This window comes from Microbacterium sp. BWT-B31 (assembly GCF_041379855.1).
Taxonomy (GTDB): domain Bacteria; phylum Actinomycetota; class Actinomycetes; order Actinomycetales; family Microbacteriaceae; genus Microbacterium.
This window is the reverse complement of the sequence record NZ_JBFECU010000005.1, coordinates 1-22,292: the sequence shown is the minus strand read 5'-3', so window position 1 is coordinate 22,292 and position 22,292 is coordinate 1. Positions and strand designations below refer to the sequence as shown.

Below are 22,292 nucleotides of genomic sequence, written 5' to 3'. Positions count from 1 at the left end.
CCGACGACCTTACGCTGTCGCGGGGCGCGCCTTGCCGCTCGGAAGCCGCCGGGGCGACTTCTCTGCGGCGCCCTCGGCGACCGATGCCGCCACACCCGTGGGCTCGGACCGCCGCGGCACCTCGACGGGGGGCAGGGGCGAGACGGGGCGGTCGTGACTGGAGAGCCACTGCGGGCGCGGCGGCAGCTTGCTGATGTCTTCGAAGATCTCGGCGATCTCGATGTGGTCGAGCGTCTCTTTCTCGAGGAGCTCCAGCGCGAGACGGTCGAGGATCTCACGGTTCGCGTTGATGACCTCGTACGCCTCGTTGTGCGCCTGCTCGATGAGCGCGCGCACCTCGGCGTCGACGCGCTCGGCGACCTTCTCGCTGAACTCGCGGCCGTGGCCCATGTCGCGGCCGAGGAACATCTCGCCCGACGCCGAGCCGAGCTTGACCGGACCGACCTGGGTGGTCATTCCGTACTCGGTGACCATCTTGCGGGCGATGCCGGTGGCCTTCTCGATGTCGTTGGACGCACCCGTCGTCGGATCGTGGAACACGATCTCTTCGGCGACCCGGCCGCCCATTGCCCACGCGAGCTGGTCCTGCAGCTCGTTGCGGGTGATCGAGTACTTGTCGTCGAGGGGCATCACCATCGTGTAGCCGAGGGCCTTGCCGCGCGGAAGGATCGTGATCTTCGTGACGGGGTCGCTGTGGTTCATCGCCGCCGCCACGAGAGCGTGACCGCCCTCGTGGTAAGCCGTGATGAGCTTCTCTTTGTCCTTCATCACGCGGGTGCGGCGCTGCGGGCCGGCGATGACGCGGTCGATCGCCTCGTCGAGCGCGCGGTTGTCGATGAGCTGCGCGTTGGAGCGCGCGGTGAGCAGCGCCGCCTCGTTCAGCACGTTGGCGAGGTCGGCGCCGGTGAAGCCGGGCGTCTTGCGCGCGACGACCTCGAGGTCGACGCCGTCGGCGAGGGGCTTGCCGCGGCCGTGCACCTCGAGGATGCGCTGGCGGCCCTTGAGGTCGGGCGCGTCGACGCCGATCTGGCGGTCGAAGCGGCCGGGGCGCAGCAGCGCCGGGTCGAGGATGTCGGGGCGGTTGGTCGCCGCGATGACGATGACGTTCGCCTTGGGGTCGAAGCCGTCCATCTCGACGAGCATCTGGTTGAGGGTCTGCTCGCGCTCGTCGTGCCCGCCTCCGAGGCCCGCGCCGCGGTGACGGCCGACGGCGTCGATCTCGTCGATGAAGATGATCGCCGGCGAGTTCTCCTTCGCCTGGTTGAACAGGTCGCGCACGCGGCTCGCGCCGACGCCCACGAACATCTCGACGAAGTCCGAGCCCGAGATCGAGTAGAACGGGACGCCGGCCTCACCGGCGACGGCGCGGGCCAGAAGCGTCTTGCCGGTTCCGGGAGGGCCGTACAGCAGCACGCCCTTGGGGATGCGGGCGCCCACGGCCTGGAACCGCGCGGGGTCCTTCAGGAAGTCCTTGATCTCTTCGAGCTCTTCGATGGCCTCGTCCGCTCCGGCCACGTCGCCGAACGTGACCTGCGGCATCTCCTTCGTGACGAGCTTCGCGCGCGACTTGCCGAACTGCATGACCTTGCCGCCGCCGCCCTGCGCCGAGGACAGCAGGAACCAGAAGAGCACGCCCAGCAGCAGCAGCGGCAGCATCAGCGAGAGGAACCCGTCGAACCAGGTGGGACGCGGCACGGCGTCGTCGAAGCCGTCCTTCGGCGCCGCCGAGTTGACCGCGTCGACGACCTCGGACGCACGCGCCGAGACGTAGTAGAACTGCACGTCGCTCGCGCCCTCGTGCGGCTCGGACAGCTTCATGTCGACCCGCTGGTCGCCGTCGGTGATGAGCACCTCGGTGACCGTGTCGCCCTGCAGAAGCTCGAGCCCTTCCTGGGTCGAGATCTGCTTCGCGCCGCCCAGCGTCGAGATCAGCGAGAATCCGACGATGAGGAAGACCCCGATCAGCAGAACATAGAAGAGCGGGTTGCGAGTGATCTTCTTCACGTCCATCGTTCGGGCGATGCCCGCTACCTTTCGTCGACGATCCACCGCCGGGTACGGCGCAAGCCTCGGCGACGGTGGATTCAGGGTATCGCGGCCTTGCTACGCGTGGCCTGTGCATTCGCCCAGGGCGGAACCGGACGCCAGCCCCCTCCACCCCTACCCACGTGCACAACGCAGGACTTCTTCGGCTCCGCGCGTCCGCTGAGCCCGTATCGGCCGACTCCAACCCCTCGTTCCTGCGTTGTGCACGCGGCGGGGGACGGAGGTAGGACGAGGGGGTCGCGGCATCGGGCCTAGGAATAGACGTGCGGGGCGAGCACCGCGACGTCGCGCAGGTTGCGGTAGCCCTCGGCGTAGTCGAGGCCGTAGCCGACGACGAAATCGTTCGGGATGTCGAACCCGACGTAGCGGCAGTTCACCTCGACCTTCGCCGCATCCGGCTTTCGCAGCAGCGCGAACACCTCGATCGAGGCGGCGCCGCGCGATGCGAAGTTCTCGAGCAGCCAGCTGAGGGTGAGGCCGGAGTCGATGATGTCCTCGACGATGAGCACGTGCTTGTCGTGCAGGTCGGTGTCGAGGTCTTTGCGGATCTGCACCACGCCGCTGGACTTGGTGCCCGCGCCGTACGACGACACGGCCATCCAATCGACCGGCGCCCTCGATTTCAGAGCCCGCGAGAAGTCGGCCATGACCATGACCGCACCTTTGAGCACGCCGACCAGCAGGAGATCCTTGCCGGCGTAGTCGGCGTCGACCTGCGCCGCGATCTCGTCGAGCCTTCGCTGGATCTGCTCCTCGGTGACGAGGACCTTCGTGATCTCATTCTGGACGTCGTCGGCGCGCATGCGTCGAGTGTAGAGCGCGCGAGCGGCGGCGCGGCACTCCCGGCGCAGCATCCGCCCCCACCCGCACGGGATCAGGTGATCTCACGACCGCAGCAGACCCGGACCGAATCGTGCTGCCCTCGCCAGATCAGCCGATTCGAAGAGGTCACGTCTGTGCGGTGAAGACGATGCGCGCGCCGGCGCGCGCGGCGCGGCATCCGGGCAGATCGATCGGCCCCTGGCCCGCCCAGTCGGTGACCAGCCGCGCAACCTCGAGGGTCTGCGTGCGCGTGAGGCTCTGCCCGAACTCGGCGGCGACCACGTGCCGGATGATGCGAAGGCGCAGCGCCGCGGGGTTGGCCGCAAGCGCCGGCACCGACACCGAGATGCCCGCCTCGGCGTGCTCGACGATGTCTTCGATGGTCTCGTCGATCATCTCGGCGAACGCGTCGGCGTCCTCGCGCAACTGCTCGGCGGTGCGCGCGAGCGCTTCGGCGACGCCCGGCCCGAGCTCGGACTCGAGCACCGGCAGCACCCTCTCGCGCACGCGCACGCGCGTGAAGCGCGGGTCGCGGTTGTGCGGGTCGTCCCACGGCTCCAGGCCCTCGGCGGCGCACGCGGCGCGGGTCGTCGAACGGCGCACGCCGAGCAGCGGCCGCACCAGCACGACGCCGTCGAGGTCCGACTCGGAGGCCATCCCCTGCAGGCTCGCGGCGCCCGACCCGCGAGCGAGGCCCAGCAGCACCGTCTCGGCCTGGTCGTCGAGAGTGTGCGCGGTGAGCACGGCGGGGGCGGATGCCTCACCCTCCCGATCCACGCCGAGCGTGCGTGCCGCAGCCCGCAGCGCCGCGTAGCGCGCTTCGCGCGCCGCGGCCTCCGGCCCGCCCTGCGCGCCGACCTCGACCCGCACGACCTTGGCCTCGAGCCCGAGGGCGCGGGCCTTCGCCGCGGCGGCGGACGCGGCATCCGCCGACCCGGCCTGCAGCCCGTGGTCGACCGTCACCGTGACCGCGCGCAGGCCCAGCTTGGGCGCCTCGAAGGCGACGGCCGAGGCGAGCGCGAGCGAGTCCGCCCCGCCCGAGAGCGCCACGACGACGGGCGTGCCGTCGGCCGCGTGCGCGGCGAGGGCGCGCCGCACGGCGAGCCGTACTGCGGCGACGGCGGGGTCGAGTCCAGGGCGGCGATCTTCCACCCGCCCACGGTATCGCCGCCGGCGCGCGCAACTCCTGAGATTCCGACCGAGAACCGCGGCAGGACCCCTCATTCTGCCTCTCGGGCCGAAGACCACAGGAGTTCTGGCCCCGAGCCGCCGCGACTAGGCTTGGCGGCGGCATCCACCACAGACTTTTCAGAAGGAGCACCACCATGGGCGCGTACGACGCCGTCATCGAGATCCCGCGCGGCAGCCGCGTCAAGTACGAGGTCGACCACGGCACCGGCCGCGTGTTCCTCGACCGCGTGCTGTTCACGCCGATGGGCTACCCCGCCAACTACGGCTTCTTTGAGAACACCCTCGGCGAGGACGGCGACCCGCTCGACGTGCTGCTGCTGCTGGACCGCGACCTGTACCCCGGCATCCTCGCGAAGGTGCGCCCGGTCGGCGTGCTCAAGATGAGCGACGAGGCCGGCGGCGACGACAAGGTCGTGGCGGTGCTCGCGAAGGACCCCCGCTGGAGCCACATCCAGGATGTCGACGACATCGACGAGTGGACCAAGGGCGAGATCGGCCACTTCTTCGAGCACTACAAGGACCTCGAGCCCGGCAAGTGGGTCAAGGTCGACGAGTGGGCGGGAGCCGCCGAGGCCGAGCGACTGGTCGACGAGGCGTTCGAGCGCTTCGCCGAGCACGAGGGTCAGACCAAGACGCAGGGCGAGGGCATCAGCCCGAAGTCCCTCTGACGGTCGAGCGGATGAATGAAGAGCGGATGCCTCGCGGCATCCGCTCTTCGCGTTTCTTGAGCGACTAGAGCCAGACGCCTCGGTCGGCCATGAAGTCCGAGGGGTTCACCGCGTCGCCCCACACGTAGGTCTCGAAGTGGACGTGGCATCCGAAGGCGTTTCCGGTCTCGCCTTCGCCCGCGATCACCTGACCGGCCTCGACCCACTCTCCGTAGCCGACGTAGAGACCGCCGTCGGCGATGTGCCCGTAGCCGGTGCCGATCCCGTTGCCGTGGTCGATCTTGATGTAGTTGCCGTACCCGCCGTTGTAGGCCGAGTAGACGACCCGGCCGGCCGCGGCCGCGTAGATGTTGTTCCAGCAGCCGGAGGCGAGATCGACGCCGTAGTGCCAGCCGCTCGAGCAGTAGCTGTCTCCGCACTGCACCGTGCGAGGGCCGTAGCCCGAGCTGACCCAGCCGTTGGACGGACGCGCCCAGCCGGAGGTGACGACACCACCGCCACCGCCACCACCGCCACCGCCGCCTCCTCCTCCGCCTGCGGCGGCTGCCGCGGCGCGATCGGCGGCCTCCTTCGCGAGGCGCTCCTCTTCGGCCTTGCGGGCGGCTTCGACGCCTGCCTGGTAGTCGGCGAGCGTCTTGGCCGAGGTGTCCTTGAGCGCGGCGAGCTGCGCGTCGAGCTCGAGCTTGTGGGCCTCCTGCTGGGCGAGGGCGTCGGCTGCGGCATCCGCCGCCTTCTGCGCCTCGACCATCTTCTGCTCGGCAACCTGCTGCAGGCGGTCGCGCTCGTTGCGGGCCACCACGGCCTGATCGCTGAGGCTCTGCGCCGAGTTGCGGGCGGTGACCGCGTCGGCGTAGACGGTCTGGTTGCGCTCGAGAAGCTTGTCCATCGTGCCCAGGCGCGCGAGCAGATCGTCGGCGGTGGCCGCGGAGCCTGCGAAGAACAGCTCGAGCGACGTGTCGTCGCCACCGTTGCGGTAGAGCTGCGCGGCCACTCGGCCGGCCTTGGTCGCGGCATCCTGCGCCGTCGCCGCCTGCTGGTCCGCCTGCTGCTGGATCTGATCCGCGTACCGCGCGGCGTCGAAGAACGCCTGCTGGGCCGTATAGAAGGCGTCCGAGGCCTTCTGCGCCTCGGCCGCCGTGCGGGCGACCTCGGCCTGCATGCCCTGGATCAGGCCCTCGATGCGGGTGATCTCGGCGGCTTTCGCGCTCTCGTTCGCGAGGGCGGCCTGCACGTCGTCCCACGAGGGGTAGTCGGCGGCGTACGCCGCGGGCACGCTGGCGAGCGCTCCGCCCAGCGAGCCGAGAGCCAGGACGCCGAGCGCCCCGAGCCCGAGAAGGCCGCGCCGCGACACGGATCCGGGCCACAACTGGGCGCGCTCACGCGGCGATGGTGCGCAACCGCACTCGTCGTCTGCGTGCTGCGATTCCACGCGAACCTCCCTGTCGCTGTCCCGACCCGTTCACATTAGCAACGTCTTTCACACGCGCAAGGGGGTCCGGCGGCGGTTTCCGCACCTCCATAGTGCTCCCCTCCGGGCGTATCGTGGTCAAGGCCGGGTGACGGCGCGTCACGGCGGACACGCCCGAGCGGATGCCTCGCCCCGCCCCGATTTGGCGGATCGCGGCGGTTCTGCGTATGCTGGATCGTCGGCAAGGAGCCTTCGGGTTCCGCCCGGCCCCATCGTTTAGTGGCCTAGGACGCCGCCCTTTCACGGCGGTAGCACGGGTTCGAATCCCGTTGGGGTCACTCATCCGAACACAAGTGAATAAGCATGGCCCTGTAGCGCAGTTGGTTAGCGTGCCGCCCTGTCACGGCGGAGGTCGCGGGTTCAAGTCCCGTCAGGGTCGCTCCGAGCGACGGGCCCTTTTCTCGAAGAGGGCCTTTCGTCTAGGACACGGCATTCACGGATGCCGTGCGGCTCTGTAGCTCAGTTGGTAGAGCGTTCGACTGAAAATCGAAAGGTCACCGGATCGATGCCGGTCGGAGCCACTGAGACCCCCGTCGTGGCTTCTACACGCGGGGGTTTCTTCTTGCCCGCGTGATCACGCGGATGCCACAGCGCCACCGACCCGCAGCGCGATGTGCCGACGAGCGCCAGAGAGCCTCAGGCGCCAGGGTCAGACCCTGTGGCGGCGAGGAGCTTGCGGATGGCGTGATCGAAGGCCGCCAGCTCCTCGGGGTCGAGCACGGCGAGCAGGCGGGACTCGTTCGCGACGTGCAGCGCGATGAGTTCGTCGGTCAGGCGCACTCCCTCGGCGGTGAGCCCGACGAGCAGGCTGCGGCGATCGGCGCTGTGAGTGCGGCGCTCGACGAGGCCGCGCGCTTGCAACCGGTCGATCCGCTTGGTCATGCCACCGCGGGTGGTCAGCTCGGCGGCTGCGAGCTCGGAGGGCGTGAGCCGGAACGGCGGTCCGCCGCGACGGAGCGCCGCGAGCACGTTGAACTCGCCCCGGTCCAGGCCCTTGTCGGCGAACACCCGGTCGACGAGTCTCCCGCCGAACAGTCCCAGGCGCGCCAGGCGCGCCAGCGGTCCCATCGCGGTGAAGTCGAGATCGGGACGCTGCTTGCGCCATTGCTCCACTGCGGCGTCGGCGAAGTCGCGCCGATGCACCGTTGCCTTCATGTAGTTCACCGGAATATAGTATCGCCGGAAACTAGTTTGGAGATGAAATGCCGATCATCACCGAGGGCAGGGCGATCATCGAAGCGCCCCCGTCAGCCGCCTGGGCGGCGCTTGCCGACTACGCCAACGATGTGCTGTGGCGCAAGGCCGTGAACCGGATGGACCAGGATCCACCCGGCGAGGTCTTCGAAGGCGCCGCGGTCGTAGAAGAGCTGCGCATCCTGGGACGCGTCGTGCAGACCCGCATCGAGGTGCACGATGTGCGGCCGGGTTCATCTTTCGCCTGGAGAGCCATCGACGGCTCGGCGGCCTTCGGCACCCGCTCGGTCGTCCCGCTCGGCACGGACCGGTGCGAACTGCGCACCTGGCGCCAGATCGGCCTCACCGGCGCCGACCGCCTGCTGCAGCCCCTCGTGGCCTGGGTGCTGCGCCGCGCCGAACGCGCAGACGTTCGCCGCGCCGCACTCGTCGTCGAACAAGCGCGCCTCGCATGAACGAGGTCGATGTGATCGTGGTCGGGGCCGGTTTCGCCGGCCTCGCGGCCGCGCGCGCCCTCGCCGCCGCCGGGCGGAGCGTCACGGTGCTCGAAGCTCGCGACCGCGTGGGCGGCCGTGCCGAGAACGGTCGCTTCTCGGACGGGCAATGGATCGAAGTCGGCGGTCAGTGGATCGGGCCGGGTCAGGACCGGATGTACCAACTGGTCGACGAGCTCGGTTTGAGCACCTTTCCGACCTTCGACGACGGCCGGCTCCTGGTGCAGCTGGCCGGAAAGCAGCAGAGAATGGGCTCGCACAAGGGGGCGGTGCCTCGCCTGAACCCCTTCGCGCTGGTCGACCTCGCCCGTGGACTGGCCCGATACAACAAGCTGGCGGCATCCGTCGATCTGCAACAGCCCTGGCGGACCCCTGGTGCGGAGGAGCTCGACGGGCAGACGCTGCGAACCTGGGTCGAGCGCAATCTCCGCACGCCCGAGGGTCGCGGGTACTTCCAGGTCTACGCCGAAGCCGTCTACTCTGCCGACGCCGGCGATCTGTCCGCCCTGCACACGATGTTCTATGCCAAGTCAGGCCGGGATATGGAAACCCTGCTCGCGGTGGGCGACGGCGCCCAGCAGGACCGCGTGGACGGCGGATCCGTCCGGATCAGCGAGCGCATGGCCGACGAGCTCGGCGACCGCGTTGTGCTCTCCTGCCCTGTGCGCACCATCCGCCAGGCGGCCGATGGTGTCACCGTGATCACCCGCGACGGCACAGAGCATCGCGCGGCGAGGGTCATCGTCACGTTGCCGCCCACACTCGCCGGCCGCCTCGAGTACGACCCCGTGCTGCCGAGCTGGCGCGACCAGCTCACCCAACGTCTTCCCGCGGGCAGCGTCATCAAGATGCATCTCGTCTACGACACCCCGTTCTGGCGCGAACGGGGACTCAACGGTCAGGTCGGCTCCGACGAGGGTCCTGTCAAGATCACCTTCGACAACACTCCTCCCGGTTACTCCCGTGGCGTGATGCTCGGGTTCATGGAGGGCAACGACGGTCGCCGCTATGCCCGACGCACCCCGCAGGAGCGTCGGTCGGCGTTCGTGGACTGCCTTGTGCGCTACTTCGGCGAACAGGCCCGCCATCCCGTCGAGTATCTCGAGAAGGACTGGATGGCCGAGGAGTTCAGCCGCGGGTGCTACGGCGCGCATTTCACCCCGGGCGTATGGACCGCATACGGCGCTGCGCTCACCGAACCCGTCGGGCGCATCCATTGGGCCGGCACCGAATGCTCTGCGGTGTGGAACGGCTACATGGAAGGTGCGGTGCGATCGGGCGAGTCGGTCGCGGCCGCGGTCGTCGGGGCGCTTCGATAGCAAGGTGCTCGCACCCGCGCGGGCGGTCGATGCGCGCGTGGAGTGCCGTGATCGCGTCGGCGAACGCCCCCCACCCCCTGCGCCACCGCCGCCCGCGTCGCTAGGATCGGTACACCCGCGCCCACCGGAGCCGCCGGAGCCGGCGCGGCCGACGACGGGGGGGATGACATGGCTTCCACGGTACGTGGCGGACGCTCGGAGTCCGAGCTGCAGCAGATGGCGCGTGACCACCTCTGGATGCACTTCGCGCGCCAGTCGGTGATGACCGAGGGCCCGGGTGTGCCGATCATCGTGCGCGGCGAGGGCCACCACGTGTGGGACGCGCAGGGCAAGAGATACATCGACGGGCTGGCCGGGCTCTTCGTCGTCGCCGCCGGTCACGGCCGCAGGCGGCTGGCCGAGGCATCCGCCAAACAGGCCGAGCAGCTCGCGTTCTTTCCGATCTGGTCGTACGCGCACCCCGCGGCCATCGAGCTGGCCGATCGGCTCGCAGGTCTGGCACCCGGAGACCTCAACCGGGTCTTCTTCTCGACGGGCGGCGGCGAGGCGGTCGAGACGGCGTTCAAGCTCGCCAAGCAGTACTGGAAGATCCAGGGCAAGCCCGGCAAGCACAAGGTCGTCTCGCGCGCGGTCGCCTATCACGGCACCCCGCAGGGCGCGCTGGCCATCACGGGACTGCCGGCGCTGAAAGAGGCGTTCGAGCCTCTTACCCCAGGCGGGTTCCGCGTGCCGAACACCAACTTCTACCGCGCCGCCGAGATGGGCGCGCCCACCGGCGACGCCGAGGCCTTCGGCCGGTGGGCGGCCGACCGCATCGAGGAGGCGATCCTGTTCGAGGGGCCCGACACGGTCGCGGCGGTGTTCCTCGAGCCGGTGCAGAACGCGGGCGGATGCTTCCCCCCGCCGCCCGGGTACTTCCAGCGCGTGCGCGAGATCTGCGACCGCCACGACGTGCTGCTCGTGTCGGACGAGGTGATCTGCGCGTTCGGCCGAATCGGCGAGTACTTCGCATGCGACGCGTACGGGTATCAGCCCGACATGATCACGTTCGCGAAGGCTGCCACGAGCGGGTATGCGCCGCTCGGCGGCACCATCGTCAGCGACCGCGTCTACGAGCCCTTCGCCCACGGCTCGACCTCGTTCCTGCACGGCTACACGTTCGGCGGCCACCCGGTCGCAGCAGCCGTCGCCCTCGAGAACCTTGACATCTTCGAAGAGGAGGGGCTCGTCGAACGCGTGCGCGAGTACTCCCCGGTGTTCCGCTCGACGCTCGAGAGGCTGCTCGACCTGCCGATCGTGGGCGACGTGCGCGGCGACGGCTACTTCTTCGGCATCGAGCTCGTGAAGGACAAGGCCACGCGCGAGACGTTCGACGAGGACGAGTCCGAGCGGCTGCTGCGCGGGTTCCTCTCGAAGGCGCTGTACGACGCCGGGCTGTACTGCCGGGCCGACGACCGCGGCGACCCGGTCATCCAGCTCGCCCCGCCGCTCACGATCGGTCCGGCCGAGTTCGATGAGATCGAGCAGATCCTGCGGGGGGTGCTCACCGAGGCGTGGTCACGCCTCTGACGAGGCACCCGTCGTCGACAACGGCCGCCGACGGCGGGTGACGGATGCCGCCGCCGGCGCTCACCGCGCGCGGAAGAACTCGTACTGGTGCCTGTACGGGGTGTCGGTGATGAGCCTGTCGTCGCCGACCGCGGGCAGCGTCGCACGCTCGAACCGCACGTCGAGCAGGTCGTGGAGTCCGTCGACCCGGCGGCCGGGGACGTCGTTCCAGCCGATCACCAGCCATCCGCCGGGGCGGAGCACGGTTGCGCACGCCTCGATCGCCTCTGCGGCCTGGTCGCGTTCGTTCAGGCCCCAGCCGAAGACCCCGTTGCACAGCACGAAGTCGAACGTGTCGGGCTCGAACACGTCGGTCAGCCGCGTCATCGACAGCGTGTGGTGCTGCCCGTTGCGGTAGCGGGCGTTGTCGGGATTGAAGTCGACGCTCCAGTAGTCGACCCCGCGGAACAGGCGGGGGTAGCTGCGCGTGTACCAGGCGACCCCGACATCGAGCGCGCGCTCGACTCCGCCGGTCGCGATGACGCCCGGGACGATGACGTCTTCGAGCACGACGCGATCAGGCGTCGCGAGACGCCACCGGCCGTTCTTCCACCGCATCTTCGACCGCAGTCGAACACCGCGCGGGACGATGCGGTTCCAGGATGCAGGTGACATGTACTGCCTTAGACGTCGACGGCCGGGGGTGCTGAGAGCGTAACAAGCATCTTCCCTGATCAGAGCGCCCGTTTCAGACCGCGTCGCCCGCTCGCGCGGCCAGCAGGCGCACGGCCGGCCAGTCGGGCTCGGCCCAGTCGAGAAACGCGAGATCGGATGCCGCCACCCACCGCAGTTCGTCGTGGTCTGTGCTCGCGATCGGCGCCGGTCCATCGAGCCGCGCATGCAGGCAGATGAGCCGGATCACCTGGCCGGAGCCGCCGGAACCGGGCGCCTCGGCGACGACCAGTTCGCCGGTGACGGTGATCGCGGCATCCAGCTCCTCCGCGATCTCGCGCACGAGCGCCGCCTGGGGGGTTTCGCCCGCCTCGACCTTGCCGCCGGGAAACTCCCACCTGCCTGCTGCGGCCTTGCCCGGCGCGCGCCGGCATGCGAGGTAGCGGCCGCCGTGCTCGATGACCGCCGCGACGACGTCGACGACGCGGCCGGTCGTCACAGCTCGCCCGGCGACATCGCCTGTTCGTCGAGCTCCTCGACGAAATCGCGCGCGCGGCTCGGGCGGGCTCCGGGTTTGCGCGGGGCGTAGACGACGAGCGAATGGAACACGAACCGCACCACGAAGGCGACGATGAGCGTGAGCGCGGTCGCCACGACCGCCGAGAAGTGCCACGATTCCACCATCAGCGCGATGATCGGGATGCGGATGAGCGCCTCGGCGTTGTTGAACGCGAACGACTTCGCAAAGCGCACCCACGTGCCCGACGCGGCGTCGCGCATGTCGTGGAAGACGAAGCGCTCCTGCAGCAGGAAGTTGCCCACGATGGTCGTCTCGGCGGCGATGATCGCGGCGAAGATGTAGCCCATCCCGAGCTGGGTCAGCGCCCACACGATCGCCACGTTGACGACGGCGCCGAGCGCGCCGATCACCGCGTACAGCGACATCTTGCCGAATCGCAGCGCGGTGAGCTGGGTGACGAAGTGGATGCCCTGGCGCAGCGACGCCTTCGACTCGCCGGAGTGTCGCGCCGCGAAGTCGAACGGCACCTCGGCCACCCGCAGCGGGCGGCGGGCGAGGATCTCGAGCAGTATCTTGAAGCCGCGGGGCCGCAGCGCCGCGCTGTCGACGACGCGCCGGTCGACGAGGAAGAACCCCGTCATCGGGTCCGAGACGTCCCTCAGCCGGATCGGGAACATCGAGCGCGTCAGGCCCGTCGACGCCTTCGACACGAGCACGCGCGTTCGGTCGGCGAGCCCGGTCGCGGTGCCGCCGCCCGCATACCGCGACGCCACGACGACGTCGACGTCGCCGCGCTCGAACCGTGCGAGCAGTTCGGGGATCTTCTCGGGCGGGTGCTGCAGATCGGCGTCGATCACGAGGCACGTGTCGGCCGCGGCGGCCGCGAACCCCTCGATGACGGCTCCTCCGAGACCGCCCGTGCGCTCGTCGCGATGGATCAGCCGGATCGGCAGCGCGGCGGTTGCCGCGACCTCGCGCACCACGTCGGGGGTGGCATCGGTGCTGTCGTCGACGAACAGGATCTCGGCGTCGATCCCCCGCACCGCGTCCGCGATGCGGCGAACGAACTCCGCCACGTTGGGCGCCTCGTTGAAAGTGGGGACGACGATGGACAGTTGCACCGCCATCCATCGTCGCACGCCGCGACGGCCGGGAGAATCGCGGATTGCGCCGCGGCGCCTCCGGATGGGGCGCCGCAGCCCTCTCGCTGGGCGGGAGTGCGTCCGGCCCTCGTCCAGGATGCATCCGAGAGAATGGAGGCATGACTGCCTCCTCGACGATCACCGTGTTCGGCGCCGACTGGTGCCGCGACTGCATCCGCACCAAGTCTCAGCTCGATGGGCTCGGCATCCAGTACACGTACGTGGACCTCGTCGCCGACCCCGCCGCCGCCGACGTCGCGCGCGAGATCTCGGGTCGCACGAACATCCCTGTCGTGGTCTACCCCGACTCCACGCACCACGTCGAGCCGTCGAACGCCGACGTCGAGGCGAAGCTGCGCGAGCTCGCGCTGATCTGACCCGGGGGTTCGGCCGGCGCGACGAATGCGTCGCTGTGCCGGGGCATCCGTCGCCGTAGGCTGAGCCCGTGACGGATGCCATCGAGCGCAACACCCGCACGATCGAAGGGTCGGTCGTCACCGACTTCTCGGACCGCATGAGCTACGGGGGCTACCTCGAGCTCGACACGCTGCTGGCGGCGCAGCATCCGCTGAGCGTGCCCGAGCACCACGACGAGCTGCTGTTCATCATCCAGCACCAGACCACGGAGCTGTGGCTGAAGCTGGTGCTGCACGAGCTCGCCGCCGCGAGCCGCCTGCTGCGCGAGGACCACCTCGCGCCCGCGCTCAAGTGCATCGCGCGGGTCAAGCACATCCAGAAGACGCTCACCGAGCAGTGGTCGGTGCTGGCGACACTGACTCCCACCGAGTACGTGCAGTTCCGCGGCGTGCTGGGCAACGCGAGCGGGTTCCAGTCGGCGCAGTACCGCGCGGTCGAGTTCCGGCTCGGCAACAAGAACGCGGGCATGCTGCGGGTGTTCGACGCGGATGCCCCCGCCCACGAGCTCGTGCGCGAAGCGCTCGAGGCGCCGAGCCTGTACGACGAGTTCCTGCGGCTGCTGGCACGCACGGGGTATCCGATCCCCGCCGCGATCCTGGATCGCGATGTCACAGCCGCGTGGCAGTTCCAGGCGCAGCTGGTGCCGGTCCTCGCGGCGATCTACGACGATCCGCGGACGCACTGGGCGGCGTACGAGACGTGCGAGGAGCTCGTCGACCTCGAGGACAACTTCCAGCTGTGGCGATTCCGTCATCTCAAGACGGTCGAGCGCATCATCGGACTCAGATCCGGCACGGGCGGATCGAGCGGGGTTCCGTTCCTGGAGCGCGCGCTGGAGCTGACCTTCTTTCCCGAGCTGTACGCGGTGCGCACCGAACTGCGCGAGCCCGGCGCGACTCCCGAACCGCAGCAGGAAGGGTGACGGATGCTGCACCTCGACCCCTTCGCGCTGCGCGAACTGCTCGGCCCTGACGCCGCCGTGTGCCACCGCTCGATCACGCGGGAGCGGGGCGTGTCGCTCCCGCCGCTGGTGGATCACCACGTGCACGTCCACCTCATCGACGACCACGCCCTCGCGGGCGCCGGGATCGCGGGAATCGTGGACCTCGGCGGCGACCCGGTCGAACTCGCCCGCCGACCCGCACGAGGCATTCCGCGCGCGGCATACGCCGGGGCCTTCCTCACGGCGCCGGGCGGGTATCCCGTCGGCCGGCCGTGGGCGCCGCCGTCGATCTCGCGCGAGGTCACCTCGGCCTCCCTCGGCGTCGGCGTGCCGGGCGGGGCGCGCACCGCGGTCGACGAGCAGGCCGAGTTCGGGGCATCCGTCATCAAGATCTCTCTCCACCGCAGCGAGGGCAGGGTCTTGGACGACGAGACCCTCGCGGCGGTCGTGGCCGCCGCGCGCGGGCGGGGCCTGCCGGTCGTGGCGCACGTCGAAGGCGACGGGATGACGCGACGCGCGATCGACGCGGGCGTGGACGCTCTGGCCCATGTGCCGTTCAGCGAGCGGCTGGACGACGGCCTCGTCGAGCGTGCGGCGGCTCTCGGGCAGCGCTGGTTGTCGACTTTGCGCATCCACGACGACCGCGCCGCCGAGATCGCCCAGCACAACCTCGAACGCTTCATCGCGGCGGGCGGCCGCGTGCTCTACGGCACCGACCTCGGAAACGGCGACGAGCCGCCCGGCATCGGCGCGCGCGAGCTCACGCTGCTCGACCAGGCAGGTCTGCGCGGCCCGCGGCTCGTGCAGACGCTGACCGACCCGTGGCCGTTCGCCGATCGCATCGACGGCGTGCTCACGTTCGTGCCCGGTCCGCCTCCGACGTCAGTGGACGACGTGCCGGGATGGCTCGTGGGAGCGACGGTCGTGCCGACCGAGGAGCTCGTGCATGACGAGCGCTGAGTCTCTGGCGGGGCTCGAAGACGAGGCATCCGCCCTTGACGCCGCCGACGCGCTCGGCGCGTGCCGCGACCTGTTCATCGGCGCCGAGTCGCCGCTGGTCTACTTCGACGGCAACTCGCTCGGCCGGCCGCTGCGCGCGACCGCCGAGCGCCTGGAGCGCTTCGTGCGCGACGAGTGGGGCGGGCGGCTGATCCGCGCGTGGGACGAGTCGTGGATGCGCCTGCCGTACGCGATCGGCGACGAGATCGGGCGGGTCGCGATCGGCGCGGCGCCCGGTCAGACGATCGTCGGAGACTCCACGACGGTGCTGCTGTACAAGCTCGTGCGTGCCGCCTTCGACGCGCAGGTCGCGGCCGATCCCGCTCGGGTCGAACTGGTCGTCGACACCGACAACTTCCCCACCGACCGCTACGTCGTCGAGGGCATCGCCGCCGAGCGCGGGGGGCGCGTGCGGTGGATAAGCCCCGACCCGGCCGCCGGCGTCGAGGCGGGGCTGCTCGCCGAGGCGGTGGGGCCGCAGACGGCGGTCGTGGTGCTGAGCCACGTCGCCTACCGCTCGGGCTATCTGACGGATGCCCCGGCCCTCACCCGCATCGCCCGCGACGCCGGGGCGCTCATCGTGTGGGACCTGTGCCACTCGGCCGGTTCGGTGCCCGTCGAGGCGGACGCGGGGGGATTGGACCTCGCCGTCGGCTGCACGTACAAGTATCTGAACGGCGGACCGGGGTCTCCGGCCTTCGCGTATGTCGCGACGCGGCTGCAGTCGCGGTTGGCGCAGCCGATCCAGGGGTGGATGGGTGCGGCCGACGTCTTCGCGATGGGCCCTTCGTACCGGCCCGGGGCGGGGATGAGCCGGTTCGTCTCGGGCACTCCCCCGGTGCTGGCGATGATCGCGATGCAGGACACCCTCGCGCTGCTGGGCGAGGTGGGGATCGAGGCCGTCCGCGCGAAGTCGCTGGCGCTGACCTCCTTCGCGCTGCGCGTCGCCGACGAACTGCTGGGGCCGCACGGCGTCACGGTGGTGTCGCCTCGCGACGACGCATTCCGCGGCGGGCATGTGACGCTGTCGCATCCCGCGATGCGCGCGGTCACCGCCCGGCTGTGGGCGGGCGATGTGATCCCCGACCACCGCGACCCCGACGGTCTGCGCATCGGCCTCGCGCCGCTGTCGACCTCGTTCGCCGAGACCCTGCGCGGCCTCGTCGCCACGCGCGACGCGCTGCACGCCGAGACCGCGTGAGCTGCGGCATCCTCCGCGACTGTCTCGGCCCGTCGCCACCGGGCGGCGCCTTGGCCCGCACTGGCGACTCGGCGAGGAGTGCGACCGCGCCGCGCTTACACTGGCGCGATGAGCAACGACGCTCGGCGCGCGCCCGACGCGCCCCCCACGACCCCTGCCCGCGGCGAGCTGCACGCCCGCACGATCGCCCGGTACGCCGTCGGCTCGATCGGAACCGGCGGCTTCGCGACGCTGCCCGGGCTCGTGCTGACGTACTACCTCACCGACAATCTGGGGGTCACGGCCCTGCTCGCGGGCGTGATCGTCACGGCGGCGAAGGTGTGGGACGTGCTGATCGACCCCGTGATCGGCTCGCTCACCGATCGCGACCTCGCCCGGCACGGCACCCGCCGGCGTCTGATGCTCGTCGGGAGCCTGGCGCTCCCGGTGCTGTTCGCCCTGACGTTCGCCGTGCCGCCGGCGCTCGGCCCGGCGATCGGAGCGCTGTGGGTGCTCGTCGCGTTCGTCGCGACGGCGACCGCGTTCAGCCTGTTCCAGATTCCCTACATCGCCCTGCCCGCCGAACTCACCGACGGCTACGACGCGCGCACGCGCCTGCTCACGTGGCGCGTGGTGGTGCTGACCGTCGCGATCCTGCTGTTCGGCGCGGGAGGCCCGGCGCTGCGCTCGCTCACCGGCGACCCCACGACCGGGTATCTGCTGATGGGGGTCGTCGCGGGCGTCACGATCGGGCTCGGCATGCTCGTGGCGACCGGTTCCGCGCGGCACGCCGCCACCCGGCGGCCGAACGCGATGGCGGATGCCGGACTCGCCGAGACCGCCGACCTCATCGGTGAGGCCGTGACCGGCATCCCCCTCCCCGACCCCGCCGACGCATCCGCGGAGATCGGCCGTTCTGCGGACGAATCCGCATCGACGGACCCGCATAACGGCGGATCCCCTCAGAACGGCCGGGCGCAGGCCGGCGTCGCCGAGACCTTCCGGGCCGCGGCATCCGCCCTGCGACGCAGCCAGCCGTTCCGCGCGCTGCTGGGCACCTTCTTTCTGCAGGCGCTCGCGACCGGGCTCATGCTCGCCGGCGCGCAGTACTTCGCGACCTGGGTGATGGAGTCCGAGGACGCCGTCACGCTGCTGTTCGTCGCGCTCATCGCGCCCGCGCTGTTCGCCGCGCCCGGCTGGGGCTGGGTGTCGTCGCGCATCGGCAAGGAGCGCGCCTTCGCGATCGCGAGCGTCGTGTTCGCCTTCGCCGCCCTCGCGACGCTCGGCGCGCTGTGGTCGCCGGGGTCGTGGCTGTACGGCGCGGTCGGGATCGCAGGCATCGCCTATGCCGGCATGCAGTCGCTGCCGATGGCGATGCTCCCCGATGTGATCGCCCACGCCGCCGCCCACGGGCAGGGCCGCGCGGGTGCGTTCGGCGGCGTATGGACGGCGGGCGAGACCACCGGCTTCGCCTTCGGCGCCACGATCCTGTCGATCGTGCTCGCGGCGACCGGCTACGCGTCGAGCACCGCAGGTCAGGCGGTGGTGCAGCCGGATGCCGCCGTCACCGGCATCGTCGTGAGCTTCAGCGTGATCCCCGCGGCGCTCATCGCCGTGAGCCTGGTGACCCTCGCCCGCTACCGGCTGCGACGCGCCGACATCGACGCGGTCGCCGACCTCGGCCGTTGAGCGACATCTCACCGGCCGCGACCGCCCCGCGCTCCTGCGGGGGCGCAGACGTAAGCTGGTCGAATCTGGCCCGAAGGAGACCGCCCGTGCCAACTGCCAAGACGTCGACGAAGACGCCCCGCACTCAGACGCCGAAGATCGAGCCGACCCTCGCCGCCGCGATCGAGGCGGATCTCGATGCGCTCGAGCTCGGCTCCGCCGCGTGGGCGCACGTCACCGTGGCCCAGCGCGCACGCCTGCTGACGGCGCTGCACTCGACCGTGTCCGCGGTCGCCGAGGAGTGGGCCGACACGGCCTCGGCCTCCAAAGGCCTCGACGCCGAGCATCCCCTGCGCGGCGAGGAGTGGCTCGCGGGCCCGTACGCGACCCTCATCTCGCTGGACGCATACCGCGCGAGCCTCGAGGCGATCGCGGCAGGCAGGAGCCCCTTGCAGGGCGTGAAGACCGATGCCGCCCCCGGCGGCCGCCTGCGCGCCCACGTCTTCCCGCTGGGCGCCGTCGACGGCATGCTGCTGTCGGGCTACACCGGCGAGATCTGGTTCGAGCCGGGCGTGACCGCCGACCAGGCGCGGCGCGCGGCGGGCCTCGGGCAGCTCACCCCGACCGAGCCCGGAGGCATCGGACTCGTGCTCGGCGCCGGGAACGTGACCTCCATCCCGGTGCTCGACGTGCTGTACGAGCTGATCGTGCACAACCGGGTCACGATCCTCAAAGTCAACCCGACGCAGGACGCCCTCGTGTCGGTGTACGAGCGGGCGTTCGCGCCGCTCGTCGAACCCGGGTTCCTGCGCATCGTGAAGGGCGCCGGTGACGTCGGCGCGGCGCTCACCGTCAACCCGCGCATCGCGCATGTGCACATCACCGGCGCCGCGCCCACGTTCGACGCGATCGTGTGGGGCACGGGCGCCGAGGCGGCGCGACGCCGCAAGGCCGGCGACCCGAAGCTCACCAAGCCGATCACGGCCGAGCTCGGCGGGGTGTCGCCGATCATCGTCGTGCCCGGCGAGTGGTCCAAGGCCGACCTGCGCTTCCACGCCGAGCACATCGCGACGATGCGCCTGCACAACAGCGGGCACAACTGCATCGCCGGGCAGGTCGTCATCGTCAGCTCGGACTGGGATCAGCGCGGCGCGTTCCTCTCCGAGCTGCGCGCCGCGTACGAGCGCGCGCCCGAGCGGCCCGTCTGGTACCCCCGCAGCGACCAGAAGCTCGAGGCCGCGGCATCGGCCTACCCGTCCGCCGACTGGAACCAGGCGCACACGCGCGCGATCGTCGAGGTCTCAGACGCCGACGCCTCGGCGCTCGAGACGACCGAGTACTTCGCGCCGGTGCTGGGCGTCGTGTCGCTGCCGGGCAACGGGCAGGAGTTTCTCGACGCGGCCGTCGCGCACGCCAACGACCGGCTCGTCGGCACGCTCGGCGCGAATGTGCTGATCGATCCCGAGACCCAGAGCGCCCTCGGCGACGGGTTCGAGCGCGCGCTCGCCGACCTGCGGTACGGCGCGATCGCGGTCAACGCCTGGACGGCGTTCGTCTTCCTCACCCCCACGCTCACCTGGGGCGCGTTCCCGGGCGCGACGACCGCCGAGGTGCAGAGCGGCATCGGCATCGTGCACAACGCCCTGCTCGCGGACCGCGTCGAGCGCTCGATCGCGCGCGGCCCGTTCCGGCCGTTCCCGCGGTCGGTGTCGGCGGTCGTGGGAAAGGGCACGTTCTCGGTGCTGCCGAAGCCGCCGTGGTTCGTCACCTCGCGCACCGGCGCTGCCGTCAGCGAGGGCTTCACGCGGTTCCGCATCGACGGCAACTGGGCGCGCCTGACCGCCACCCTGATGCAGGCGTTCCGCGCATGAGCTTGCGTGCCCCGGCCGCGCTGGAAGCCGACCACATCGTCGTGGGCGCCGGTTCTGCCGGCGCCGCCCTGGCCGCCCGGCTCAGCGAGAACCCCGCCGTGTCGGTGCTGCTGCTCGAGGCGGGCGGGCCCGACAAGGCGCTCGAGCTGCACGTGCCGGCCGCGTTCTCGAAGCTGTTCCGCGGCGAGTACGACTGGAACTACGACACCGTCCCGCAGCCGGCGCTCGAGGGGCGCACGGTGTTCTGGCCGCGCGGCAAGACCCTCGGCGGGTCGTCGTCGCTCAACGCGATGATGTGGATCCGCGGTTTCGCCGCGGATTATGACGAGTGGGCCGATGCCGCGGGCCCGGCGTGGTCGTGGCAGTCGCTGGTCCCCTACTTCCGCCGCGTCGAGCGCACCGAAGGCGCCGCGCACGAGACGCAGGGCACCGACGGCCCGCAGTCGGTCGAGCACCAGCGCGACCCGCGCCCGCACACGGCGGCGTTCCTCGCGGCCGCGCGCGAGGCGGGGCATCCGGTCACAGCCGCCAACCTCCCCGAGGGCCAGGGCTTCTCGCAGACCATGGTGTCGCAGCGTCGCGGCGCGCGCGCGTCGACCGCCGACGCCTACCTGCGGCCCGCCGCGAAGCGCCCGAACCTGCGCGTCGTGACGAACGCGCTCGTCCGACGCGTCACGTTCGATGGGTCGGGGGAGCGTCCCCGTGCGACCGGGGTCTACGTCGAGGTCGACGGCGTGACTCGGCACGCGGTTGCGCACCGCGAGGTGATTCTCGCGGGCGGCGCCGTCAACACCCCGCAGCTGCTCATGCTGAGCGGCATCGGGCCGTCCGAGCATCTCGCCGAGCACGGCATCCCGACCCTCGTCGACGCGCCCGAGGTCGGCGCGAACCTGCAGGACCACCTCGTCGCCGGGCTCGCGCCGGCCGCCCGCGAGGGCACGCTGTACGGCGCCGAGAAGGTCGGCCAGCTCGCGCGGTATCTCACGAGCAGGCGGGGGATGCTGTCGTCCAACGTCGCCGAGGCGTACGGGTTCGTGCGCACCGAGGTCGCCGACCGCACGGGTGCCCCGGCGGGGCTGCCCGACATCGAGATCATCTTCGCCTCGGCGCCGTATGTCGGCGAGGGACTGGCGCCGTTGCCCGCCGAGGGTCTCACGGTCGGGGCGATCCTGCTCCGTCCGCGCAGCCGCGGAACGATCCGGCTCGCGTCGCCCGACCCCGCGGCGAAGGCCGTCATCGATCCCGGATACCTCACCGACCCCGACGGTGTCGACGCGCAGACGATTCTCGCGGGCCTCGCCGCGTGCGAGCGGCTCATCGACACCGAGGCCCTCCGCGCCGTCACGACCGGCGGCTGGGTGCAGCCCGAGGGCGGCGAGCGCATGACCCCCGCCGAACGCGCCGAGCTGTCGCTGCGCCGCTACTCGCACACGCTGTATCACCCCGTCGGCACGGCACGCATGGGAACGGATGCCGCAGCCCCCGTCGACCCCGAGCTGCGCGTCCGCGGGGTGGAGGGCCTGCGCGTGGCGGATGCCTCGGTGATGCCGACGATCATCCGCGGCCACACGAACGCCCCCGCGATCGTCATCGGCGAGGTCGCGGCCGACCTGATCGGCGGGAGGGTGGCGGTCGCGGGTCGGTGACGGGTTCAGGTGGCCCGCCCGGGTCTGACTCGGTTGGACGGGGCCGATGCTCGGCGCGCCGTCGAACCATTAGCGGAGCAGGGTGGTCGACCCCTCGGCCCGACAGGACGCCGCACGAGCACCACGAGCTCCGCGAGGACATGGAGCAGCTCTTGCCCGCATGGGAACACCCTGACGAGCAGCAGGCGCTGGCCGTCCAGCAGGCTCTATGGGACGCAGGGTTCGTGCGCGCGGCCGCGTTCAATTGCCTGATCGCGGCATACGCAGTCGTCAACGAGGCTGTCATCCTGAACTCCGACCACGACTTCGGGTGCATCGAGGTCGCCACGCGGGGCGCGGTCCGGCAGGAGTACGTGGCGGCCTAGATGAGTGAGTCCGTTTGCCCTGATCGTCGTTGATGCGGCGTGGACGCTGTTAATGGCTGGCGGAGGGTGTTAACCCCGGTGTGTGAAAACTGAACTCAACACCCTCCTGATCACACTGT

20 protein-coding genes and 3 tRNA genes are annotated in these 22,292 nt (G+C 70.8%); 15 read left to right on the top strand and 8 right to left on the bottom strand.

The features are described 5' to 3' along the window. Positions 1-9: 9 nt before the first annotated feature. From ftsH to tilS, 3 genes are all read right to left on the bottom strand, one after another. Positions 10-2,010, bottom strand: a complete 2,001-nt coding sequence (ftsH, locus tag AB1K54_RS07080; protein ID WP_371202036.1) for an ATP-dependent zinc metalloprotease FtsH — start codon at positions 2,008-2,010, stop codon at positions 10-12. A gap of 287 nt (positions 2,011-2,297) precedes the next feature. Next, entirely contained in the window at positions 2,298-2,849 is a 552-nt protein-coding gene (hpt, locus tag AB1K54_RS07075) for a hypoxanthine phosphoribosyltransferase (protein WP_371202035.1), read from the bottom strand. 145 nt (positions 2,850-2,994) lie between these two features. After that, the gene (gene tilS / locus AB1K54_RS07070; protein WP_371202034.1) at positions 2,995-4,020 is read right to left on the bottom strand and encodes a tRNA lysidine(34) synthetase TilS; all 1,026 of its coding nucleotides are present in this window, start codon (positions 4,018-4,020) and stop codon (positions 2,995-2,997) included. A 173-nt stretch (positions 4,021-4,193) separates the two neighbouring features. Between tilS and AB1K54_RS07065 the strand changes: the two genes are divergently transcribed. Next, on the top strand, positions 4,194-4,727 hold the full coding sequence (locus tag AB1K54_RS07065) for an inorganic diphosphatase (protein WP_371202033.1): 534 nt from the start codon (positions 4,194-4,196) through the stop codon (positions 4,725-4,727). 64 nt (positions 4,728-4,791) lie between these two features. On the opposite strand, the gene AB1K54_RS07060 is transcribed toward AB1K54_RS07065, so the two are convergent. Beyond that, positions 4,792-6,156, bottom strand: coding sequence for a M23 family metallopeptidase (locus AB1K54_RS07060; protein ID WP_371202032.1), 1,365 nt, complete (start codon positions 6,154-6,156; stop codon positions 4,792-4,794). 244 nt (positions 6,157-6,400) lie between these two features. On the opposite strand from AB1K54_RS07060, the gene AB1K54_RS07055 reads away from it, so the two are divergent. The 3 genes from AB1K54_RS07055 to AB1K54_RS07045 all read left to right on the top strand — a co-directional run bounded on the left by AB1K54_RS07055 (position 6,401) and on the right by AB1K54_RS07045 (position 6,716). Further along, a tRNA-Glu gene (locus tag AB1K54_RS07055) sits at positions 6,401-6,473 on the top strand. A gap of 27 nt (positions 6,474-6,500) precedes the next feature. Continuing rightward, positions 6,501-6,574: transfer RNA gene (locus tag AB1K54_RS07050), tRNA-Asp, on the top strand. A gap of 69 nt (positions 6,575-6,643) precedes the next feature. Next, positions 6,644-6,716: transfer RNA gene (locus AB1K54_RS07045), tRNA-Phe, on the top strand. A gap of 115 nt (positions 6,717-6,831) precedes the next feature. Here the strand turns inward: AB1K54_RS07045 and AB1K54_RS07040 are convergent. Continuing rightward, positions 6,832-7,350: a MarR family winged helix-turn-helix transcriptional regulator gene (locus AB1K54_RS07040; protein ID WP_371202195.1), complete on the bottom strand. Its 519-nt coding sequence runs from the start codon at positions 7,348-7,350 to the stop codon at positions 6,832-6,834. 47 nt (positions 7,351-7,397) lie between these two features. Between AB1K54_RS07040 and AB1K54_RS07035 the strand changes: the two genes are divergently transcribed. The 3 genes from AB1K54_RS07035 (at position 7,398) to AB1K54_RS07025 (ending at position 10,771) form a co-directional block, all read left to right on the top strand. Then, the gene (locus tag AB1K54_RS07035; protein ID WP_371202031.1) at positions 7,398-7,844 is read left to right on the top strand and encodes an SRPBCC family protein; all 447 of its coding nucleotides are present in this window, start codon (positions 7,398-7,400) and stop codon (positions 7,842-7,844) included. Further along, the gene (locus AB1K54_RS07030) at positions 7,841-9,202 is read left to right on the top strand and encodes a flavin monoamine oxidase family protein (protein ID WP_371202030.1); all 1,362 of its coding nucleotides are present in this window, start codon (positions 7,841-7,843) and stop codon (positions 9,200-9,202) included. The genes AB1K54_RS07035 and AB1K54_RS07030 overlap by 4 nt, the downstream gene beginning before the upstream one ends. Positions 9,203-9,370: 168 nt before the next feature. Beyond that, a complete protein-coding gene (locus tag AB1K54_RS07025; RefSeq protein WP_371202029.1) occupies positions 9,371-10,771 on the top strand; it encodes an aspartate aminotransferase family protein in 1,401 nt (466 codons plus the stop codon). A gap of 60 nt (positions 10,772-10,831) precedes the next feature. Here the strand turns inward: AB1K54_RS07025 and AB1K54_RS07020 are convergent, their stop codons facing one another. From AB1K54_RS07020 to AB1K54_RS07010, 3 genes are all read right to left on the bottom strand, one after another. Beyond that, complete coding sequence (locus AB1K54_RS07020) at positions 10,832-11,425, bottom strand: class I SAM-dependent methyltransferase (RefSeq protein ID WP_371202028.1); 594 nt, start codon at positions 11,423-11,425, stop codon at positions 10,832-10,834. Positions 11,426-11,498: 73 nt separating this feature from the next. Further along, entirely contained in the window at positions 11,499-11,921 is a 423-nt protein-coding gene (locus AB1K54_RS07015) for a (deoxy)nucleoside triphosphate pyrophosphohydrolase (protein WP_371202027.1), read from the bottom strand. Then, positions 11,918-13,063: a glycosyltransferase gene (locus AB1K54_RS07010; RefSeq protein WP_371202026.1), complete on the bottom strand. Its 1,146-nt coding sequence runs from the start codon at positions 13,061-13,063 to the stop codon at positions 11,918-11,920. The genes AB1K54_RS07015 and AB1K54_RS07010 overlap by 4 nt, the downstream gene beginning before the upstream one ends. A 140-nt stretch (positions 13,064-13,203) precedes the next feature. Between AB1K54_RS07010 and AB1K54_RS07005 the strand changes: the two genes are divergently transcribed. The 8 genes from AB1K54_RS07005 to AB1K54_RS06970 all read left to right on the top strand — a co-directional run bounded on the left by AB1K54_RS07005 (position 13,204) and on the right by AB1K54_RS06970 (position 22,173). Then, entirely contained in the window at positions 13,204-13,461 is a 258-nt protein-coding gene (locus tag AB1K54_RS07005; RefSeq protein WP_371202025.1) for a glutaredoxin family protein, read from the top strand. A gap of 68 nt (positions 13,462-13,529) precedes the next feature. Beyond that, on the top strand, positions 13,530-14,423 hold the full coding sequence (gene kynA, locus AB1K54_RS07000) for a tryptophan 2,3-dioxygenase (protein WP_371202024.1): 894 nt from the start codon (positions 13,530-13,532) through the stop codon (positions 14,421-14,423). A gap of 3 nt (positions 14,424-14,426) precedes the next feature. Next, a complete protein-coding gene (locus tag AB1K54_RS06995; protein ID WP_371202023.1) occupies positions 14,427-15,404 on the top strand; it encodes a hypothetical protein in 978 nt (325 codons plus the stop codon). Continuing rightward, the gene (locus AB1K54_RS06990) at positions 15,391-16,644 is read left to right on the top strand and encodes a kynureninase (protein WP_371202022.1); all 1,254 of its coding nucleotides are present in this window, start codon (positions 15,391-15,393) and stop codon (positions 16,642-16,644) included. The genes AB1K54_RS06995 and AB1K54_RS06990 overlap by 14 nt, the downstream gene beginning before the upstream one ends. 108 nt (positions 16,645-16,752) lie before the next feature. Continuing rightward, a complete protein-coding gene (locus AB1K54_RS06985; RefSeq protein ID WP_371202021.1) occupies positions 16,753-18,312 on the top strand; it encodes an MFS transporter in 1,560 nt (519 codons plus the stop codon). An 86-nt stretch (positions 18,313-18,398) separates the two neighbouring features. Next, the gene (locus tag AB1K54_RS06980; protein WP_371202020.1) at positions 18,399-20,162 is read left to right on the top strand and encodes an aldehyde dehydrogenase family protein; all 1,764 of its coding nucleotides are present in this window, start codon (positions 18,399-18,401) and stop codon (positions 20,160-20,162) included. Beyond that, positions 20,159-21,808, top strand: coding sequence for a GMC family oxidoreductase (locus AB1K54_RS06975; RefSeq protein ID WP_371202019.1), 1,650 nt, complete (start codon positions 20,159-20,161; stop codon positions 21,806-21,808). Before AB1K54_RS06980 ends, AB1K54_RS06975 begins: the two co-directional genes overlap by 4 nt. Positions 21,809-21,960: 152 nt before the next feature. Then, positions 21,961-22,173 (top strand): hypothetical protein, encoded by a 213-nt coding sequence (locus tag AB1K54_RS06970; protein WP_371202018.1) that lies wholly within the window; start codon positions 21,961-21,963, stop codon positions 22,171-22,173. Positions 22,174-22,292 lie beyond the last annotated feature (119 nt).

Bases quoted from the DNA above. Each gene is read 5' to 3' on its own strand.
- ftsH (WP_371202036.1), bottom strand. From the start codon at position 2,010: ATGGACGTGAAGAAGATCACTCGCAACCCGCTCTTCTATGTTCTGCTG.
- hpt (WP_371202035.1), bottom strand. From the start codon at position 2,849: ATGCGCGCCGACGACGTCCAGAATGAGATCACGAAGGTCCTCGTCACC.
- AB1K54_RS07065 (WP_371202033.1), top strand. From the start codon at position 4,194: ATGGGCGCGTACGACGCCGTCATCGAGATCCCGCGCGGCAGCCGCGTC.
- AB1K54_RS07040 (WP_371202195.1), bottom strand. From the start codon at position 7,350: ATGAAGGCAACGGTGCATCGGCGCGACTTCGCCGACGCCGCAGTGGAG.
- AB1K54_RS07035 (WP_371202031.1), top strand. From the start codon at position 7,398: ATGCCGATCATCACCGAGGGCAGGGCGATCATCGAAGCGCCCCCGTCA.
- AB1K54_RS07030 (WP_371202030.1), top strand. From the start codon at position 7,841: ATGAACGAGGTCGATGTGATCGTGGTCGGGGCCGGTTTCGCCGGCCTC.
- AB1K54_RS07025 (WP_371202029.1), top strand. From the start codon at position 9,371: ATGGCTTCCACGGTACGTGGCGGACGCTCGGAGTCCGAGCTGCAGCAG.
- AB1K54_RS07020 (WP_371202028.1), bottom strand. From the start codon at position 11,425: ATGTCACCTGCATCCTGGAACCGCATCGTCCCGCGCGGTGTTCGACTG.
- AB1K54_RS07005 (WP_371202025.1), top strand. From the start codon at position 13,204: ATGACTGCCTCCTCGACGATCACCGTGTTCGGCGCCGACTGGTGCCGC.
- AB1K54_RS06995 (WP_371202023.1), top strand. From the start codon at position 14,427: ATGCTGCACCTCGACCCCTTCGCGCTGCGCGAACTGCTCGGCCCTGAC.
- AB1K54_RS06990 (WP_371202022.1), top strand. From the start codon at position 15,391: ATGACGAGCGCTGAGTCTCTGGCGGGGCTCGAAGACGAGGCATCCGCC.
- AB1K54_RS06985 (WP_371202021.1), top strand. From the start codon at position 16,753: ATGAGCAACGACGCTCGGCGCGCGCCCGACGCGCCCCCCACGACCCCT.
- AB1K54_RS06975 (WP_371202019.1), top strand. From the start codon at position 20,159: ATGAGCTTGCGTGCCCCGGCCGCGCTGGAAGCCGACCACATCGTCGTG.